This is a genomic window from Chryseobacterium sp. Marseille-Q3244 (assembly GCF_940807095.1).
Classification (GTDB): domain Bacteria; phylum Bacteroidota; class Bacteroidia; order Flavobacteriales; family Weeksellaceae; genus Chryseobacterium.
This window is the reverse complement of sequence record NZ_CALNWX010000007.1, coordinates 72,297-91,256: the sequence shown is the minus strand read 5'-3', so window position 1 is coordinate 91,256 and position 18,960 is coordinate 72,297. Positions and strand designations below refer to the sequence as shown.

17 protein-coding genes are annotated in these 18,960 nt (G+C 35.4%); 9 read left to right on the top strand and 8 right to left on the bottom strand.

Annotated features, from left to right (window positions below; translation table 11 throughout):
• Nucleotides 1-24: 24 nt before the first annotated feature.
• Nucleotides 25-525, top strand: a complete 501-nt coding sequence (locus NBX25_RS13955) for a hypothetical protein (RefSeq protein WP_250254072.1) — start codon at nt 25-27, stop codon at nt 523-525.
• Nucleotides 526-729: 204 nt separating this feature from the next.
• On the opposite strand, the gene NBX25_RS13950 is transcribed toward NBX25_RS13955, so the two are convergent.
• Nucleotides 730-1,728 carry a phosphotransferase enzyme family protein gene (locus NBX25_RS13950; protein ID WP_250254070.1) on the bottom strand — a complete coding sequence of 333 codons (999 nt, stop codon included), beginning with the start codon at nt 1,726-1,728 and terminating at the stop codon, nt 730-732.
• A 109-nt stretch (nt 1,729-1,837) separates the two neighbouring features.
• Nucleotides 1,838-2,869 (bottom strand): threonine aldolase family protein, encoded by a 1,032-nt coding sequence (locus NBX25_RS13945; protein ID WP_250254069.1) that lies wholly within the window; start codon nt 2,867-2,869, stop codon nt 1,838-1,840.
• 85 nt (nt 2,870-2,954) lie between these two features.
• Between NBX25_RS13945 and NBX25_RS13940 the strand changes: the two genes are divergently transcribed.
• Together NBX25_RS13940 and blaIND are read left to right on the top strand one after the other, a co-directional pair.
• Nucleotides 2,955-3,608, top strand: a complete 654-nt coding sequence (locus tag NBX25_RS13940; protein ID WP_123911362.1) for a metal-dependent transcriptional regulator — start codon at nt 2,955-2,957, stop codon at nt 3,606-3,608.
• Nucleotides 3,609-4,037: 429 nt separating this feature from the next.
• The gene (blaIND, locus tag NBX25_RS13935) at nt 4,038-4,757 is read left to right on the top strand and encodes an IND family subclass B1 metallo-beta-lactamase (protein ID WP_250254067.1); all 720 of its coding nucleotides are present in this window, start codon (nt 4,038-4,040) and stop codon (nt 4,755-4,757) included.
• Between the two features lie 67 nt (nt 4,758-4,824).
• Here the strand turns inward: blaIND and NBX25_RS13930 are convergent, their stop codons facing one another.
• From NBX25_RS13930 to NBX25_RS13920, 3 genes are read right to left on the bottom strand one after another with little or no spacing between them, the layout of a single operon-like run.
• Nucleotides 4,825-5,964, bottom strand: coding sequence for a hypothetical protein (locus tag NBX25_RS13930; protein WP_123911360.1), 1,140 nt, complete (start codon nt 5,962-5,964; stop codon nt 4,825-4,827).
• A gap of 26 nt (nt 5,965-5,990) precedes the next feature.
• Entirely contained in the window at nt 5,991-6,893 is a 903-nt protein-coding gene (locus NBX25_RS13925) for a TssN family type VI secretion system protein (RefSeq protein WP_123911359.1), read from the bottom strand.
• Nucleotides 6,894-6,947: 54 nt separating this feature from the next.
• The gene (locus NBX25_RS13920; protein ID WP_250254065.1) at nt 6,948-7,865 is read right to left on the bottom strand and encodes a type VI secretion system baseplate subunit TssG; all 918 of its coding nucleotides are present in this window, start codon (nt 7,863-7,865) and stop codon (nt 6,948-6,950) included.
• Between the two features lie 483 nt (nt 7,866-8,348).
• On the opposite strand from NBX25_RS13920, the gene NBX25_RS13915 reads away from it, so the two are divergent.
• From NBX25_RS13915 to NBX25_RS13890, 6 genes are all read left to right on the top strand, one after another.
• On the top strand, nt 8,349-9,140 hold the full coding sequence (locus NBX25_RS13915) for a S1/P1 nuclease (protein WP_250254063.1): 792 nt from the start codon (nt 8,349-8,351) through the stop codon (nt 9,138-9,140).
• Between the two features lie 370 nt (nt 9,141-9,510).
• Nucleotides 9,511-10,377 carry a sigma-70 family RNA polymerase sigma factor gene (locus tag NBX25_RS13910; RefSeq protein ID WP_002979276.1) on the top strand — a complete coding sequence of 289 codons (867 nt, stop codon included), beginning with the start codon at nt 9,511-9,513 and terminating at the stop codon, nt 10,375-10,377.
• A gap of 156 nt (nt 10,378-10,533) precedes the next feature.
• Nucleotides 10,534-11,127: a hypothetical protein gene (locus NBX25_RS13905; protein ID WP_250254062.1), complete on the top strand. Its 594-nt coding sequence runs from the start codon at nt 10,534-10,536 to the stop codon at nt 11,125-11,127.
• A gap of 8 nt (nt 11,128-11,135) precedes the next feature.
• A complete protein-coding gene (locus NBX25_RS13900) occupies nt 11,136-11,636 on the top strand; it encodes a GNAT family N-acetyltransferase (RefSeq protein WP_123911355.1) in 501 nt (166 codons plus the stop codon).
• A 112-nt stretch (nt 11,637-11,748) separates the two neighbouring features.
• Nucleotides 11,749-12,867: an FAD-dependent monooxygenase gene (locus NBX25_RS13895; protein ID WP_250254060.1), complete on the top strand. Its 1,119-nt coding sequence runs from the start codon at nt 11,749-11,751 to the stop codon at nt 12,865-12,867.
• 96 nt (nt 12,868-12,963) lie between these two features.
• The gene (locus NBX25_RS13890) at nt 12,964-14,997 is read left to right on the top strand and encodes a S9 family peptidase (RefSeq protein WP_250254059.1); all 2,034 of its coding nucleotides are present in this window, start codon (nt 12,964-12,966) and stop codon (nt 14,995-14,997) included.
• Between the two features lie 83 nt (nt 14,998-15,080).
• On the opposite strand, the gene NBX25_RS13885 is transcribed toward NBX25_RS13890, so the two are convergent.
• From NBX25_RS13885 to NBX25_RS13875, 3 genes are read right to left on the bottom strand one after another with little or no spacing between them, the layout of a single operon-like run.
• Nucleotides 15,081-15,542, bottom strand: a complete 462-nt coding sequence (locus NBX25_RS13885) for a heme-binding domain-containing protein (RefSeq protein WP_250254057.1) — start codon at nt 15,540-15,542, stop codon at nt 15,081-15,083.
• Nucleotides 15,543-15,546: 4 nt separating this feature from the next.
• On the bottom strand, nt 15,547-16,182 hold the full coding sequence (locus tag NBX25_RS13880; RefSeq protein ID WP_250254056.1) for a DUF3347 domain-containing protein: 636 nt from the start codon (nt 16,180-16,182) through the stop codon (nt 15,547-15,549).
• Nucleotides 16,183-16,220: 38 nt separating this feature from the next.
• A complete protein-coding gene (locus NBX25_RS13875) occupies nt 16,221-18,917 on the bottom strand; it encodes a multicopper oxidase domain-containing protein (protein WP_250254054.1) in 2,697 nt (898 codons plus the stop codon).
• Between the last annotated feature and the right edge of the window lie 43 nt (nt 18,918-18,960).

The window sequence follows — 18,960 nt, the reverse complement described above, 5'->3', positions numbered from 1 at the left end:
ATTTGATTTTAAATAACTAAGGATATGAAGAAATTAATCTTATTAGGTGCTGTTTCAGCATTTTTAATCAATTGTAATAAAAAAACTGAAGCTCCTGCTCCTAAAGTGAATACTGATACTATTGCAGTAGAAGAACCTGTAGTAGATACGCTGGGGCCAAAATCGTTCTGCTATGTAGGAGTAACCGGAAAAGACAGTGTTTTCGCTTCTATTGACGACAACCTTGGAACCATTACCGGAAAACTGTCGTATAAAAACAGTGAAAAAGACAGTTCAAAAGGAGACGTAACAGGATTTAAATCTGGAGATACTCTAAAACTGACCTACGAATTTTCTTCTGAAGGTAAAAAAAGCAAAAGAGATATTTATTTCTTACAGAAAGACAATGCTTTAACAGAAGGTATCGGAGACCATAAAGAAGAAGACGGACAGTCAAAATATGCTGACGAAAAGAAAATCAGCTATAAAGACGGACAAAAGCTAAGTGCAGCTGACTGTAAAGTAGTGAGCAAAGCCGTAAAATAAACAAACTCTATTGAAGTCAAATAAAAATGCTGTTCTCAACACCAGAGAACAGCATTTTGTTTTATAAATTGTAAACCACAAACATCTGCGAAATCTGTGCAATCTGCGAGAAACTTATACCATTATTAATCTAATAAGATCCAAGAGATTATTCATTTCATTCCGTTCAGAATTACAAATTAAAATTCCAACAAAATAGAATCTTTAAACTTCCTTCTCCCAATAATTTTCTACAATATTCCTAATGAACCCAACATATAATTTTAAATGTGCCGCCTGGCTAAATATAGAAAACTGATCATGAGTCGTATGAAAACTCATATAAAAGAGCCAAAACCCAACTGCAAGATATGGTACCGAAGCCAGTTCCTCAGGACTCACTGCACGATATTCCTTATATCCATTCAGAAAAATATGATAGGAGTTTTGCAATTCTTCATCAGTCATTCTTCCTGCAGAAACATCCAGTACAAAATGCAACCAAAATGTCATAATATCATTAACGAGACAACCATATCCCATAAAATCAAAATCGAAGAAGGTAACTGTGTCGTGATCAAAATGAAAATTCTTAGGCAAAAAATCAAAATGACAATATCCTTTTGAGAATTCTGAGGTATCAAAAGCCGCCCACTTACGTTCTAACTGAGCAGCGATCGTCTGCAGCCATTCATAATCTTCAGGGTTCTCTGTAAAAAAAGGCTTTAACCTTTCCAAAGGGTTAAAAACAGTAGTTTGAAGGTCAAAATTCCATCGTTCATATTCTACTTTAAAATCAGAAGACACATTATGAAAGCGAGCCATTTCATTTCCCATCATACGAAGCTGATTGTCGTTCATAGCTCTAACAACCCTGCCTTTAGCATAAGAAAACAGTACAGCATACCTTTCTCCTTCTATAGCATTCAACTTTAAAATGGTCTGTCCGGAAAGATCAGCTATCGGATAAGAAACAGATACCTGCGCATCTTTCAATGCCTGTAACAACCTTACTTCCTCTTTGATATGATTCAAACTTCGATGAGAAGAACGATAAATACGAAGGATAAAGGATTCGTTTTCCGATTCTATCAGATAAGTATCTCCCACTCCTCGAACCAGAAGTTTACATCGAACATCTTTTACTCCATATTTTTCAGCAATAAGTACAGATAAAGCTGTTGGGCAAAGTGTTGAGTAGGTTGCAGGAAAAATAGAATTCATAGTATTTAATAGTTTTTTATGTATAGCTTAAATCCATATCTCACAGAAATGAGCTTAAATGTATTTTCAGGCTTCAAAACTCCCATCTTCCTTCATCCAGCCTCCTTTCCTATAACTCTTCTCTAATGATTTCAATAAAACTATTAACAGCCTCGTCTCCGGTACTCCATGAAGTAATCAGACGGATAGCAGAAAACTCTTCATCTATTTTTTTCCAGACATAGAATTCAAAACTTTCTGATAAGATCTGGATAAGATCATTACTTATAATCGGGAAAATCTGATTGGTATAGGTATCTGAAAGAAATTCCACCCCTTTTTCCTGTAATGCATTTTTTATTTTCATTGCCTGTTGGTTGGCATGTTTAGCCAGGTCAAAATACAGGTCATCTTTCATCAGTTCCATAAATTGAATCCCCAATAACCGTCCTTTTGCCAATAACGCTCCTTTTTGCTTGATATTATAAGCAAAATCTTCCTGAAGTGCAGGATTATTAATCACAATGGCCTCTCCTATCAAAGCTCCGTTTTTCGTTCCTCCCAGATAGAAAATATCCGTTAATTCCGCTACTTTTTCCAGCGTAAGATCACTGATTTCAGAAGTTAATCCGTGTCCCAGCCTTGCTCCATCCATAAACAGGTAAAGACGGTTTTGTTTACAGAATTCAGAAAGTTCTTCCAGCTCTTTAGCCTGATAAATCGTTCCAAGTTCTGTAGAATTGGAAATATAAATCATTTTGGGCATCACCTGATGCGGAACATTGCTGTGATTTTCCAACACCGGAATAATATCTGATGGTCTTAGTTTTCCATCTTCCGTTTCAATGCTTAAAATTTTGTGACCTGTGGCTTCAATAGCTCCAGTTTCGTTGTTCAAAATATGTCCTGTAGAGGCTGAAATAGCGCATTGATAAGGTTTTAAAACTGAAGAAATAACAATTAAGTTCGCTTGTGTACCTCCGGAAACCAGATAAACATCAGAATTGTTTTTATTAATTTTAGTCTTAATTAATTCCTTTGCTTTCAAAGAATATTCATCTTCTCCATACCCCGCTTGCTGATCAAGATTATATTGTAAAAGTGCCTGTAAAATGTTCGGGTGACATCCCTCAGAATAATCGTTTTTAAATGAAAATTTCATAGAGTAAAATTAAAAAAAGTTAAAATAACAAGAGTGATCTTTTAATATTATTTTGTTAGATTTGTAGTGAAAATCATCTAACATTTTGAAAACAACCCTAACAGAAGAAAATTACCTGAAAGCTTTGTTTCATTTAGTTGACAATGAAGGAAAGGTGACGATTAACGAACTCAGCAAATTTTTAAATGTAAAAATGCCGAGCGTTAACAATATGATGAAAAAGTTTGCAGAAAAAAAATGGGTCATTTATGAGACCTATAAACCACTAATCGTTACTGCCAGCGGAAAACGTGAAGCAGCGTTAGTCGTTCGCAAACATAGACTTACTGAAATGTTTTTGGTAAAAAAAATGAATTTCGGCTGGGAAAACGTCCATGAAATTGCAGAACAGCTGGAGCATGTCCATTCCCAGATCTTCTTTGATAAAATGGACGAAATTCTGGATTATCCTAAATTTGATCCCCACGGAGAACCCATTCCTGATAAAGATGGGAACATTATTGCTCAGGATCTTCAGAAACTAAGTAGCTGTGAAGAAGGAGAAACTGTTATTTTTGCTTCTGTGACCCTTTCAGATGATGCTTTTCTAACCTATTTAAATGACCGAAAACTTCTTCTTAATACCAAGGTAAAAGTTATTAAAATTGAAAGTTTTGATAAATCGATGACCCTGGAAATTGATGGTCAAAAAGAAATTCTCAGTAAAAAAGCCACAGAAAAAATATTGGTAAAGAAATAATCGCCATAAGGGCTGCTTCAACAATGAAGCAGCTTTTTTTTGCCACGAATACACGAATTTTTTATTGAAATTCATCTATAAAGTATAATATTCTATGTGTCTGGTTTAAAAAGATTGAATTACATAGACACATAGATGATAGTATAAATGAAATTATTCGTGTATTCGTAATATTTTTCAATGGTATATAATTTTATCGGAGATAAAATCTTTGCGCCTTAGAAAATATGATATTAAAGAAAACTTGCGCCCTTGCGTTTTCCAACAATCCCCCTCAAGTAATAATCCCTCTTCCACAACTGTTAAAAAACGGTTAAACTTCTTCCCTGAAAAAACTTCGAAGATTAATTTTACTACGTTTGCAAAATATTCCATTGAGATTCGTCTATCTCATAAGTACCAGAATTTTAACTATTACCTTAAAAATTTATGAAAAAAAGTATTCAGTTTTTTATTGTTTCGATGTTGTTGAGCCCTTTTGCAGGTGCCCAGGTAAAAGATTTTGTAATCGAACCACCCATTAAAAAGAACTTATATATTTATAAAACATTTGGAGTATTCGGCGGTAAAGAATATTCTGCGAATTCAGTATATCTTGTTACTAAAAAAGGGGTTGTTTTATTTGATGTTCCATGGGAAAAAGTACAATATCAAAGCCTGATGGATACCATCAAAAAACGTCATAACCTGCCTGTTATTGCTGTGTTTGCTACGCATTCCCATGATGACCGCGCCGGAGATTTGAGCTTTTTTAATAAGAAAGGAATTAAAACCTATGCCACTACTAAAACCAATGAGTTTCTGAAGAAAGATGGAAAAGCAACCTCTAGTGAAATCACCAAGATTGGAAAACCTTATCGTATTGGTGGGGAAGAATTTGTGGTAGATTTTCTTGGTGAAGGACATACTGCTGATAATGTAGTAGTATGGTTTCCAAAATACAATGTACTGGATGGCGGATGCCTTGTAAAAAGTAACTCAGCTACTGATTTAGGGTATATTAAAGAAGCCAATGTAGAAGAATGGCCAAAGACCATGAAGAAACTGCAAACTAAATATTCAAAAGCTACACTTATTCTTCCCGGACATGACGAATGGAAAGGCGGTGGACATGTAGAACACACTTTGGAACTTTTGGAAAAGAAATAAACCGTTTCTTATAATCAATAAAAAAATCCCGAATTTTCATTCGGGATTTTATATTTTATAACTAGTATTAGTCTAGTACACTCCAACCTCTTTTTGGGTTGGTATTGGTAGAAACCTCCTGTTCGTTGACAATAATATTTTCTTTTCTCTGACCAATGTAATCCAGTTCGCTCAATTTAGAGAAAATAATTTCTAAACTTCTTAGCATCTGTTGAATATACAATAATGGCTCTCCACAATTATGGTGATCGTAATTTGTTTCTGCTACAATAGAAAGTTGGTTCAGTAAAGTATGAGGCGCAATTTCACTCCACTCTAAACTATAGTTCAGCATTTCTTCCAATTCGGCAGGAACCAGAAGTTGTGTAGAATTATATAAATGAAGGGCTAATCTTGCAAAAGATTCAATTAAAAATACCGGTGGCTGATAAGGTGTAATATTCCTGAATTGGAAATACATATCGCCAAAAGTAGTTACCATTGTATTACAAACAAACTTAACATTCTGAGCTAAGGCTGTATTCTGGTTCTTGTGAGAAGCTTTCTGAATGATTTTGAAAGCATATTGCTGCAGATTTCCAATAGATTTTGCAAAACTACTGTAATATTCTACCAAAGCCGGATGGCTCTGAACCGAAGTACAAGGTGGAATAAAATTAGAATCTACCTGGGCAATGTTTGCCTTTAAGTCTACTTTTCCGATAATCAGATAATTTCCTCCTGAATAGCTGCTGTTCAAAGACGTTACAGGAAGAAGCTCAATATGGTGATTCGGCTGTGCATTCGGATGACGTGGCGGAATTTCTTCAGGATCAATATCCCCAAAAGGAACTTTATCAAACGGATTTACAGAAATCAAAATATAGTATTCTCCATCAGCCTGCTCTTCACTCATTGATTTTGCCAATGATTTTACACTGATTCTTCTGTCGCTTAATTCAATACGGTAACCTGCCATCGTAACAGCGCTGCATCTTTTGATTACCAACTGTACATCATTAGTAGCAGTATTATGAACATCAAAAATAGTACGGTCTGTATACTCAGTAGAAATAGGCAAAAGCCCATAGTTATATGTAGTAATCCCAATTGAATTGGAATCTCTGATGGTATCAATTAAGAAATTATCCTGATCATTTAGGTGTCTTTGGGAAACTTTCATCCCATCCACCCAGTTGATTGCAAAATGTTTAATAGGCTGTATCATGTTTAATACTTTTTAATTTTTTGTGTTTATGATTTTCTTGCGACTCCCTCCTCTTCATGTTGAATGACTCTCTTACAAATAACCACTTCATTTTCAGAAATGCTGTTTGTAGTAATGTCCTGGTCGAAATCTATATATTTTCTAAAGCTGAAAAACGATTTTTTAGTGTAGAAAATCCAATAATAAGGTTCTCTTACTTCATCTGAAAGGTGGATAATAGATCCTGGATTTTTATGGTTGTAATCATCTACCACTCTGTAAAACCAGTCTCCAAAAGTGATTCCAGTGGGAAGAGTCTTAGCTTTAATTCTGAATCGGTTTGAATCTTCAAGGTTTTTACTTAATTCAACATTCAAAACCATCAGGCGGTCAAAATCTGCCCCTTCAAAATCAGGAAGCTTTTGTTCCGGAGAATATCTCCAGGTTTTATAAATATCAAAAGGAATACTGATAAACTGAATATAGCAATAATAAAATACCATAGGAACTACAAAGATCAGCATACTTGTAGCCGCCATCACAGCATACCCTGTGTCTTTACTCATCCAGTTGAATAATAGGGTAAACAAATAACCACCCAATACAATACACGTCAATGAAAGTATAGATTCAAACAAAATATTCATTGCCAGAGAATCAATATGTTTTTTGAAATATTTGTGTAATAAGTTAACGTGAATAATCCCAAAAATAAGGTAAATAACCTGTGCAATGAGATACCAGTATGGATTAAAAAGATTCCCGGCAAATCCAAAAAAACCTGGTAAAGCCAGACATAAACTGCACAGAAGAACATATATAATAATTACTTTAATTTTGATCGCAGGTTTGTTTCTTCTGATAATTCCCAGAATAAACATCATGATGATTGCGATTAAAGGCATTAAAATATACCTTAAAAAAATACCTTTTACTGAAGAAATTTCCATTTGTTTCTTTTCGAATTTATACTTTGTTGGTAGTTGTAAATATAATAAAATAATTTAGAGGAATGTAGAGTATCCAAGGCGGCTGGCATTTCTTTCATCATCCTCAAGACTGAACGAGTATTCCAGCTTTTCTGTAACAAAATTCTCTTCTATATCCACGGTTACAGGAAGAAAATAGTCATACAATGTCTCTAGAACCTTTCTGAACGGACTTCCCGGAATATATTTTTTCATTTCTTCATAAGGGATCGGGCCCATATTCACCACCCAGTTTCGTTGTCCGTCCATATGCCTTCCACTTGGAATATAGGTCACCCCCAATCTTGAATTCCCCAGCAACATTGAATCGTCATTTTTTTCTATTTCATCAATAACATTGGGAGAAAAGGTTACCTTAACAGGAACCTGAAGAAAAGCAGTCATACATCTTTCAAACCACCTTTTATCTCCACGGATCTGGTGGAAAAACGGCAGAATATGCATAAATATATAGGCACTTTGCTTATCCAGCATATCGATAAGCGGCCAAAGTTCACTTACCGTTTCCAGTAAAGCATCCGTATTGCTTGTAATATCAAATTCAGACTCTTTAAGAAGAGCACTGATCTCTGTAAAGAAAACTTCCAGCTCAAAAGGACGGAAAAATTTACGCGCGTCATCCTCTACTCTTTTCTGCTTTCTGATCTCTCTTACTACTGTATCTACGTTTTTTCTGGAAGCTCCGAGAGAAGGTGGGTGAAACAATCCTTCAGGAAGGTAATCATAAATTCCTTCCCTGTAACTTTCTATCGTAAAAACTTCCTCATCAAAACCTAGATAACTGCTCGAAATGCTTTTAATATCTTTAAGATAAGCACGATCGTTCACACCGACTCTTTCAATAAATATATTGCTTACCGTCCGATGGTATTTTAAAAGATTAACAGCTACAGCCTCTGCTTTAAAGTCTGTCTGCAGCTTATTATAGTTCATATCTACAATATTATTCTCATGCATAGTGTTTCCTGTGATTATGACTTGTAAAGATAATATATCTCATAAGTTTGAAAAAATATTTTGGCAATAATTTTATTCTAAAAATACTAATTTATTGACATTAAAAGGAATAATTTTCAGTAAATTCCGTAAAAATACGGTAATATGCAAATTTGTCTTGGGTTTAAAGTTCAAAGTTCAAATCTCATAATCAATGAGTTATAATTTTTGAATTCAAGGTTCGAGGGCTAAGCTGGAGGCTTTCCTATGAAATTCCAATTCCAATTCAGCTCCTTATTATTATACTTTGAACTCCGAATCCCGCCCTTCGCCTCATAAGATTTGTCTCCAAACCTAACACAATTCCCGATTTTATTCAGATTAAGTTTTATTAACATCATTCTTTAAATAAATTCAGGATAATGTATGCTCATTCGGAAAGGTGGATGTATCTTTGCAGATTGAAAATTGTTATTTAAAATGAAAAGTATTTATTCTAAAATTCTGATTTTAGCATTCATTTCCTCTTCACTTTATTCTTATGCGTGGGGATTGACGGGGCACAGAGTAATTGCAGACATTGCGGAAAATCACCTTTCCAGAAAGGCTAAGAGAGAAATCAAAAAAATAATGGGCAAGGAACGTCTTGCGTACTGGGCTAACTGGCCGGATTTCATCAAATCTGATACTACGGGAGTTTGGAAGCAGGCTTCATCATGGCATTATGTAAACATTGATCCTCAAACTGATCTTAAAGCTTTTGACCAAAATCTAAAAATGCAGGCAGGACCAAGTCTTTACACTCAGGTAAATACCTTATCCAGCCAGATTAAAGATGAAAAAACATCGGCAAAAGACAGAAAGATTGCTTTGATTTTCCTTATTCATATTATGGGAGACCTGGCTCAGCCGCTACACGTAGGAAGATCAGAGGATCTGGGAGGAAATAAAATCAATGTTACTTATTTTGGAGATAAAACCAATTTACACTCTGTTTGGGATGGTAAATTAGTAGATTCTCAAAAATACAGCTACACAGAATATTCTAAACTTTTGGATATTAAATCTAAAGAAGAAGTTGCACAGATTCAATCTGGAACGCTGGAAGACTGGTTGTATGATTCTCACAAAATTGCCAACAAGATCTACGCACAGACTCCTGACGGATCAAAATTATCTTATGATTACCAATACAAATTCAATGATACTCTTGAAAGACAATTGTTATACGGAGGATTGAGATTGGCTAAAGTATTGAATGAGTTATTCTAATTGAAAATAAAATTCTTATAGATACAGATAAAAACGGGACTTCGGTTCCGTTTTTTTGGTTTAAAGTTCTAGATTTAAAGTTTGATGTTGTAGGCTTATTTGTTTTAAACCATCCTGTCAAAAAGCCTTTGAATTTTTGATACCTTCCAAAGGATAGGAATAATAGCAGCCATTCCCAATAAAAGATATAAGAAATTTACTTTTCTGTATTTCTCTTGCTTAGAAGATATTATTTCCGACTTTTAAATCCTGCCCTGGAGCCTTCTATTCACATTCAATTAAAATATTTAATAAAAAAGTAAAACTTGTGTAACCTTTTTGTATTTCCATACGTATATTATATAGTAACTCTTTTTTGAGGATAAAATAAATGAGACAATTAAAAATCACTAAGCAGGTTACCAACAGGGAAACTGCTTCATTAGACAAGTATTTGCAGGAAATTGGTAAAGTGGAACTGATTACTGCGGACGAGGAAGTAGAATTGGCACAAAGAATACGTGCTGGCGACAGAGCCGCATTGGAGAAATTAATCAAAGCCAACCTTCGTTTCGTAGTTTCTGTATCTAAGCAATACCAAAACCAAGGTCTTTCCTTACCCGATTTGATTAATGAGGGTAACTTAGGATTAATGAAGGCGGCAAAAAGGTACGATGAAACTAGAGGTTTCAAATTTATCTCTTATGCAGTATGGTGGATCCGTCAATCAATTTTACAGGCGTTAGCTGAACAATCAAGAATTGTAAGACTTCCGTTGAACAAAATTGGTTCCATCAATAAAATTAATAAAGCATACGCTCACCTTGAGCAGGAAAATGAAAGACCCCCTTCTCCGGAAGAATTGGCTGAAGTTCTTGACATGAGTGAGGAAGATATCAAAGAATCTATGAAAAACTCCGGTAGACACCTGTCTATGGATGCACCTTTAGTAGAAGGTGAAGATTCTAATCTTTATGATGTATTACGTTCAGGAGAATCTCCAAGTCCTGATAAAGATTTAATGCTTGAATCTCTTCAGATTGAAATCGAAAGAGCATTGAATACTTTAACTCCAAGAGAGGCTGATTTGGTAAGATTATACTTTGGATTGAACGGAAAACACCCAATGACTTTAGAAGAAATTGGTGAAACTTTCGATCTTACAAGAGAGAGAGTTCGTCAGATCAAAGAAAAAGCAATTAAGAGACTAAAACACAATACCAGAAGTAAGATCCTTAAATCTTATTTAGGTAAATAATTTTAGCGCAAACAATTTTATAAGCGGAGTCTGTTTTCAGGCTCCGTTTTTTTTATTTTTGTAGATATAGCATTTGTAACAATTATTAAAACCCTATCAACTAATAGATAAGACATCAATTTCCACCAATACAATATAAACTTAACTAAAATCACAATGAAAAAAATACTTTTCGCAATAACATTGGCTTTATCTGTACTTTCCTGTAGAGAAAGTCAGCATCAAAATCCTCCCATTATAGAAAATGCTATTGATAATGCAGAATCTTCTGTATCAGGATCTTTTGAAAGCTATCGTAATGATAATCTTATTGATAAAACTTATTCTGAGCTTATTAAAAATGATAAAAACCTTAAAGCACTTGATGATAAAATACTGAAAGCGCAAAAAGAAAGTGCCAAGCTCTTAAAAACATATAATGAAATACTTGGCAAATCTGAAGCGTTTTACAAAGAAGCCGGATATTCAGCAAAATCTATTACAGATTCTTTGATCAAACAGCAAATTGAAAAAGAAATTCAAACCAGTGCAGATCAATACAGTGTAAAAACCAAGAATATTATTTCACTGATTGCACAAATTAATAAAAACAATATCAATCTGAACAACTTATATACTGCCTTTAAAATCAGAAAAACGCTTTCTGAAATTGAAAAGTATCAAAATGCCCATCCTTTAAAAACAGACAGTTTGGACGCTTTTATCAATAAACAGAACAAACTGTTGGAAGAATTAAAAAATATAAAATAATACCTTTTATGAAATATACTACGAAATGGCTTACTGATAAAACACGTGTTGAAGAACTCGTAGATTTTTTTATCACTCATAAAACCGATTCCTATATCTCTCACAGTGAAATCATGTATGGTAGGGCTTTGGATTCCGAACACTGGAACCCAGATCTTAGAACCGTCTTCACGGAACAGCTTATGAACGATTATGATTATGATGGGACTTCAAAACTGAATATTTTAATCGCTGAAAATGAAGAAGGGAAAATTGTGGGAATGTTGGTTTTCAATGTAATCAACAGTCCGTTTAAAAAATATGCTATTCTGGAAGATATGCTTTTGGATCAATCAGTAAGAGGACAATCTCTTGGAAGCAGGCTTTTGGAGGAGGTGATTCAGGAGTCCAAAAACTGGAATATAAGTTTTATTATGCTGGAAAGTGGTGTTGATAATCATGGTGCCCATCATTTTTTCGGTAAGTATGGTTTCCAGAAAGTATCTGAAAGCTTTATGCTAACATTATAGACTTTTCAGAATCTATCTTATACAACTGGCACAACTCTAAGCTAAGTATTTTCAACAACGAATACATCAATTATTTTATTAGTGAATCCGGAACAAAAATCAAATCAATCTCATGAATACCATTTCAATCATCGGAGCCGGAATTGGCGGACTCACCTTAGGAAATGTTCTAAAACAAAATGGATACGATTTTACCATCTACGAATCTGCACCGGAAATAAAACCTGTAGGCGCTGGGATCATGATGGCTGTAAATGCCATGCAGATCTTTGACAAACTGGGTTTAAAAGAAAAAATTGAAAAAGCAGGAAACAAAATTCACAGAATCACATTATCCAACGAATCTATGAAGCCTTTTTCAAAAACGGAAATTCTTGAGCTTGAGAAACAATATAACTCTTGTAATGTTGCTATCCATCGGGCAGAGTTACAGCGAATTCTTGCCGAAAACCTGAATGAAAGATCTATTCAACTGAATTATTCCCTACAAAAAATTGAAAAAAAGGAAAATTACATCTTGGATTTTGAGAATGGAAATCAGATAGAAAGCACTATTGTTTTTGGGGCTGATGGTATAAAATCTTCTATCCGGGATCAGATCTTAAAAGCCGGTTCTATAAGAAGTTCCGGACAGAAATGCTGGCGGGGATTGGTAGATTTTGAATTACCTGAGCAATACCATCACGAAGCTTTTGAAATGTGGGGAAAAGGAAAGCGTTTCGGCTTTGTAAAGATCTCCGAGAAAAAAGTGTATTGGTATGCGTGTATCAATGAAAAATGCTTTAGCAGATATTCAGAAATTGCATACATTTTTAGAGACTTTGATGATTTGGTGTTGAACCTCATAGAAGCTACAGCAAAAGAAAATATTATCTGTAACAGTATTTCGGACCTCACTCCTATCCCAAAATGGTATACTGAAAATTTATGTCTGATTGGAGATGCAGCTCATGCCACTACACCCAATATGGGGCAAGGGGCATGTCAGGCCATTGAAGACGCTTATGTTATTGGCAGATTATTGGAAAAAAACAAAGACTTCAATGCTATTTTTGAAGAGTTTCAGAAAATCAGAAGAAAAAAAGTAGACTATATTGTAAGTACAAGCCGCAGTATCGGAAAAATTTCTCAATGGGAGCATGGAAATTCATTGCGGAATTTTATGATGCGTTTAATTCCTGAAAGCATCAGCCAAAAGATGGCAAAGAAAATTATTGAATTGGATATATAAACCTAATCTTCACAATTTCAAATAAAAAGAATCAAAAACCATCATTTTCTATGGAAATAAATGACTAAATTAACCAATATCAAAAATCAAAAAAATATGAAAAAAATCTTTTATGTATTGCTCCTTGTCATGGGAATGACTACCGCACAGGCACAAGATGTCCCATTGCTGGACAGAGGATTATTCTTTGGGAATCCTGAAATTTCCGGCGGACAATTAAGCCCGGATGGAAAATGGATTTCATTTACGAAAGAATATGGAGGCATCATGAATATATGGGTAAAAAAAATTGACGAATCTTTTGAAAAAGCACGCCCATTAACAGACAGCAAGCGTCCATTAAATGGATATTTCTGGTCAGAAGACGGAAAATATATATTGTATGTAAAGGATAAAAACGGAGATGAGAACATGAATATTTTTGCGGTAGATCCAATGGCAAAGGCTACAAACGGAGTTCCTGAGTCAAGGAATCTGACCCCAATCAATGAAGTAAGAGCTCAGATCTATATGGTAAGCAGAAAAGATCCTGATCTATTGATGGTCGGATTGAATAACCGTGATAAAGCATGGCATGATCTATACTCATTAAAAATTTCTACCGGCGAGCTGAAAAAGGTCTTCGAAAATAAAGACCGTATTACAGGATACAATTTCGATTGGGATGAAAAGCTCAGAATTTTAAACAGGACGGATGATAAAGGGACTACCCAATTCCTTTACAAAGAGGGTGATAAACTGACTCCTATCTATGAAACATTGGTAACCGAAGAAGCTTATATTCCAAACTGGAACGAAGACAATTCTAAGTTTTACCTGGTAACCAACAATGGGGCTCTGGATAAATCAACATTATTTATGATGGATCCAAAAACCAAACAAACAACGAAAATAGAAAGTGATCCTAAAGAAAAAGTAGATTTCGGCGGACTGTTTATGGACAGAAATACCAGAAAAATGATCTCCACTTCTTATACCGGAGATAAAACTGATTATTACTGGAAGGATAAAACATGGGAAGCCAATTATAAATTTTTAAAAAGCAAATTTCCTGGAAGAGAGGTTGATTTCTCAAGCTCAACAAAAGATTATTCTAAGTTTTTAATCTCTGTTTGGGGTGATCAATATGTTTCTGAGTCTTATTTCTTCGACACCAAAACAAAAGAGTTAATTTTCCAGTATACTCCAAGACCAGAACTGAAGAAAGTTGAAAAATATCTGGCTTCTATGACACCAATTCGCTATAAAAGTAGTGATGGACTTGAAATTCCGGCTTATTTTACTTTACCATCTGGATCTTCAGGCAAGAACGTACCTGTAGTAGTTCTAGTTCATGGAGGACCAAAGGGACCGAGAGACTATTGGGGATATAATTCAATAGTACAGTTTTTGGCGAACAGAGGATATGCTGTACTGCAGCCTAACTTCAGAGCAAGTGGTGGATATGGGAAAAAATTTCAAAACGCAGGTGATCTGCAATGGGGAAAATTGATGCAGGATGATATCACCTGGGGAGTAAAACATCTGATTGAAAAGGGAATCGCTGATAAAAATAAAGTTGTTATTATGGGGGGAAGCTACGGTGGTTATGCAACACTGGCAGGTCTGGCCTTTACTCCGGATGTCTATGCTGCGGGAGTGGACATTGTAGGACCAAGTAACTTATTTACTTTATTAGATTCTGTTCCCGCGTATTGGGAAGCTGCCCGCGCATCTTTATATGGTATGGTAGGTAATCCTAATACTGAGGAAGGAAAAAAAATAATGCGTGCAGCAAGTCCTTTATTCAGCGTAGATAAAATCAACAAGCCATTGCTGATTGTTCAGGGAGCTAATGACCCTAGGGTAAAACAGGCTGAAGCAGACCAGATCGTCATTGCCCTTCGCGATAAAGGGAAAAAAGTAAATTATATTTTAGCTGATGATGAAGGACACGGATTCAGAAAACCGGTTAACAGCATGGCGATGTATGCTGAAACAGAAAAGTTCCTTTCCGAAGTTATTGGCGGAAGATACCAGAAAGATATGCCTGAAAATGTAGCAAAACGTCTGAAAGAAATGACGGTTGATATTACAAAAGTGACCTACACTCCGGCAACGAAAAATCAGGAAACAAAACCTAAAAAATAAACAGTAAGGTTTAATAAACAAAGCCATCTCTTCATTGAGATGGCTTTTTGTTTTCTACTCATAGATGTTCTGTCTTTATCCTTCTACCTGTCTTCTTTATGGATTGACTCTATCCAGTCAACAACTTCTTTGATCTTTTCCTCAGAAAGTTTTGCATCATGATGGAGATAGAGGTATGAAGAAAGTGGCATTCTTCCTTGCTTTATCTGATTCTCAACAGCTTCTAGTTTATTAGATTGTTTCCTTTGGCTGTAAAGTCCCCATTCGCTAAAGTTCAGCTCCTTCTTTCCTTCTTTGATATGATTTTCAACAAAATAGCTGAATGGCTGAATGTATGCATAAGTGGGATAACTCGTTCCATTACTATGGCAATCGTAGCATGAAGTTCTCAAAATAGATTGTACTTTTTTAGGGATCTTATACACTTTTGAAATGTCAGATGAAGGCACCTGTCCATAATCAATATTACGAACAGGCTGAATCACCTGAATTATTAAAAAGATAAGGATAGACCCCAAAAATATTCTTTTAATGAAGAGGCTCATCCGTCTATAAAACCTTTTTTACAGATCCACAGTTAAGCATTTTTGTCCCTTCATAAGGATTGACAATTTCTTTTGTCTCACTAATCCAGGTTCCTCCTTTTCCATTATTGTACATAGGGCAAAAATCCTGATATAATTTTATCCCCCCGGTTCCTACTTCTTCAATCAAATCTGTAATATCATTACTCAGAGAGAGCAAATGTTCTCTTTGATGTCCTATATCATCAGAGTTCTCCCCAATATGTTCTGCATTTTCTGAAGCACTTTCCAGAATATCTCGCAATTCTGAGTTGTTTTTTATAGTGATCTTACTGATATCTATTTTCTTTAGTATAGAAAACAGGCTTTTAGCAGCATCAGAAGCTTTTTGAGAATCATCCTGAGCTAAAGCATTTTTTAAAGGCAGATATCCTTTGATCACTTGCTGTATAGGAAAAGCTGAAAGTTCAACGGTTTCCTTTTTATTTTCTGTCGAGTTTTCTTTTACTTCCTGGTTTTGATTTAAAGCTACAACAGAATCGGTTTTCTCGATACTTTTGATTTCCGGCTCTGCTGCCTTATTTTCAGATACTTTATTTTCGGGTTTAGTACATGAATATAATGTAGCACCCATTAACAATACAGTTATTATATTTTTCATTGTTTCTAACTGATTTTATAAAATAATGTGATTAAAAATTAGTAGGTTAAGGTAACACCGGCACCCCAGCCCATTTCATTATCATAGTTTCCGGAAATAGATAGATATTTCTGAACAATATATCTTATTCCTGTTGAAAACTCTCCATCAGAATTGACACTGAAATTTCCTCTCAATCTTCTGGAAAGCGGAATATCCTCTCTGCTGAGTTCCAACAATACTTTTCCGTTCTGGTCTACACTTGCATCTGCAGTAATCAACATCGGTAAAACATATTGCATCCCGACCATAAATGAATATCTGTTTTTTGAAGCTTTCTGTTGGCCAAACCAGGTTTTCTTCCCATGAAAATCCATCCCCATATCTTCTGCCATCTGTCGTTCCATGATCTCATGGTTCTTCTGAGCTCTGAATCCTGCATAAGGAAGTGCCCATTGGAATTTCCCTAAGAATCTTCCCACTTTCACACTTCCATCAAAATGATCGAAGTTCCAGTTGGAGTGAAACTCATTCAGGTTCGACCATCTTGGCCCGAACATCGTCATGGTTTCCGCATGAATTTTGTTGCTTGCCACATCCAGCATTGCCATAGAGCTTACCATTTTATTATCTTTTAAAAAGTTTTTCCAGGCGAGCTTTCTATTCGGAAGCTGTGGATTCGGTTTTGAATTTTCATAACTGAAGATTCTCCCCATCCCAGCCATCATATGGTATAGAATATGACAATGGAAAAACCAGTCTCCATCCTGATTGGCTGCAAATTCCAGAGTAACAGTTTCCATCGGCATAATATCTACTACATTTTTCAACGGAGAATACTCTCCTTTTGAGTTAATCAATCTGAAGTCGTGCCCGTGAAGGTGCATTGGGTGGCGCATCATGGAATTATTATATAACTTGATTCTTACAATCTCTCCTTTTTTGATCAGAATTTTATCTGTTTCCGTAACTGTTTTATTATCCAGCGTCCACAAATAATGGTTCATATTTCCTTCCAGGGTAAATTTCATTTCACGAATGCTGTCGGTAGGAAGAATTGTTTTTTCAGGAGATTTTAAAATATTATAAGATAACCTTTTAATGGTCTTTTCCTCTTTCATATCCATCCCTTCATGTTGAGAATGATCTTCTTTCTTGTCTTCTTCCTTTGTTTTCACTCCCATCATTTCATTAATATGTTTCGCCGTTGTTTTTCTTTGACTTTCAGGAATTTCCGGATACATCACTTCATTCATATCCATCATTTGATTTCCCATCGTCATGGTCATTGGCTTCATATTTCCGCTCATTTCCATCATCCCGTTCATCATTTTCATCCCTTCAAAGAGCATTAATCTTGGCAAATTAGGTGCATCTACTTTTTCTCCGGAACCCAGCCATAGTGAAGCATGTCCTATCCTATCTTCTGAAGTCGCACGAAACTCAAAGCTTTTATTTTCAGGAATGGTAACTTCAATATCATAGGTTTCTGAGACCCCTACAATCAATCGGTCAACCTCTACCGGAACCACATCATTTCCGTCATTTCCTACCACTTTTATTTTTCCGCCGCCATAATTCAGCCAGAAATAAGTGGATGAACCGCCATTGGCTACTCTTAGTCTTACTTTATCTCCTGCTTTCAGGTTAGAATAGTCAGAACTTGGAGCTCCATTGATTAGGAATTTATCATAATAGACATCACTTACATCCATGGCTTCCATTCTTTTCCATTCATTCAGGGCTTTTGTCCCGAAGTTTCCGGATTTGATGGCTTCCCAATAACTCTGAACTGCATTTTTCTTCACCGCATACCAATCCGTATTGGCCATATGAAGCCGACGAGTAATCTGCATGGGATCATCATCACTCCAATCTCCTAACAGAACAGGAATTTCAGCATTATACTCTGTTTTCGGCTCTCCTTCTCTCTTTTTAAAGACAAGAATTCCGTTCATTCCTATCTGTTCCTGTAAAGCTTCATGTGAATGATACCAATAGGTACCGTTTTGGGAGATTTTAAATTTATATAAATGCGTCTCTCCAGGTTTTACAGGTTTTGTGGTAAGATATGGAACCCCATCCTGTTCATTAGGAAGAATGACTCCATGCCAGTGAAGTCCTGTATTTTCTTTAAGCATATTATGCAGGTAAATTTCTGCAGTATCCCCTTCTGTAAAATACAATGTAGGAGCCTGAAGTTTACCGTTAATCGCAATGGCCCGTCTGTTTTTCCCTGTAAAATTGACAATGGTATCTTTTACATACAGATCATAACGAACTTTCTTTCCACCAAAAGTAAGTTTTCCGTTTTCGGAATTTCTTTTTAGAACTGATTTTTCTACTTTAGGATCTTCAACCACATCATGTTGATGGTCTTCTTTCCTTTCCAGTTCCATACCGCATTTAGGACACTTTCCTGGCTTATCCGAAATCACTTCAGGATGCATTGGACAAGCATAAATGGTTTGAGATGTAGACTTTAATGAAGATGAAACTTGGGATTGATTAACTTTTACTTCTACTGGTTTTGCTTTCGTTTCTACTTTAGGCACAGATTTCACTACTGGCTTTGTCACAACTTTGGGCTGTATTACCATCGTTTTCTTTACCAACGTCATTTTACACTTCGGGCAGTCTCCAGGTTTTGAGGAGACTACTTCGGGATGCATAGGACAGGTATAGGATGTCTTTGTGGTTTGTGCGAACGTAAAAACAGAGAACAAAAGCACCAGAAACATTATTAGTTTTTTCATAATATTCCGAACTTTTTAGAAGTTGCATGACTTAAAGTTAAGA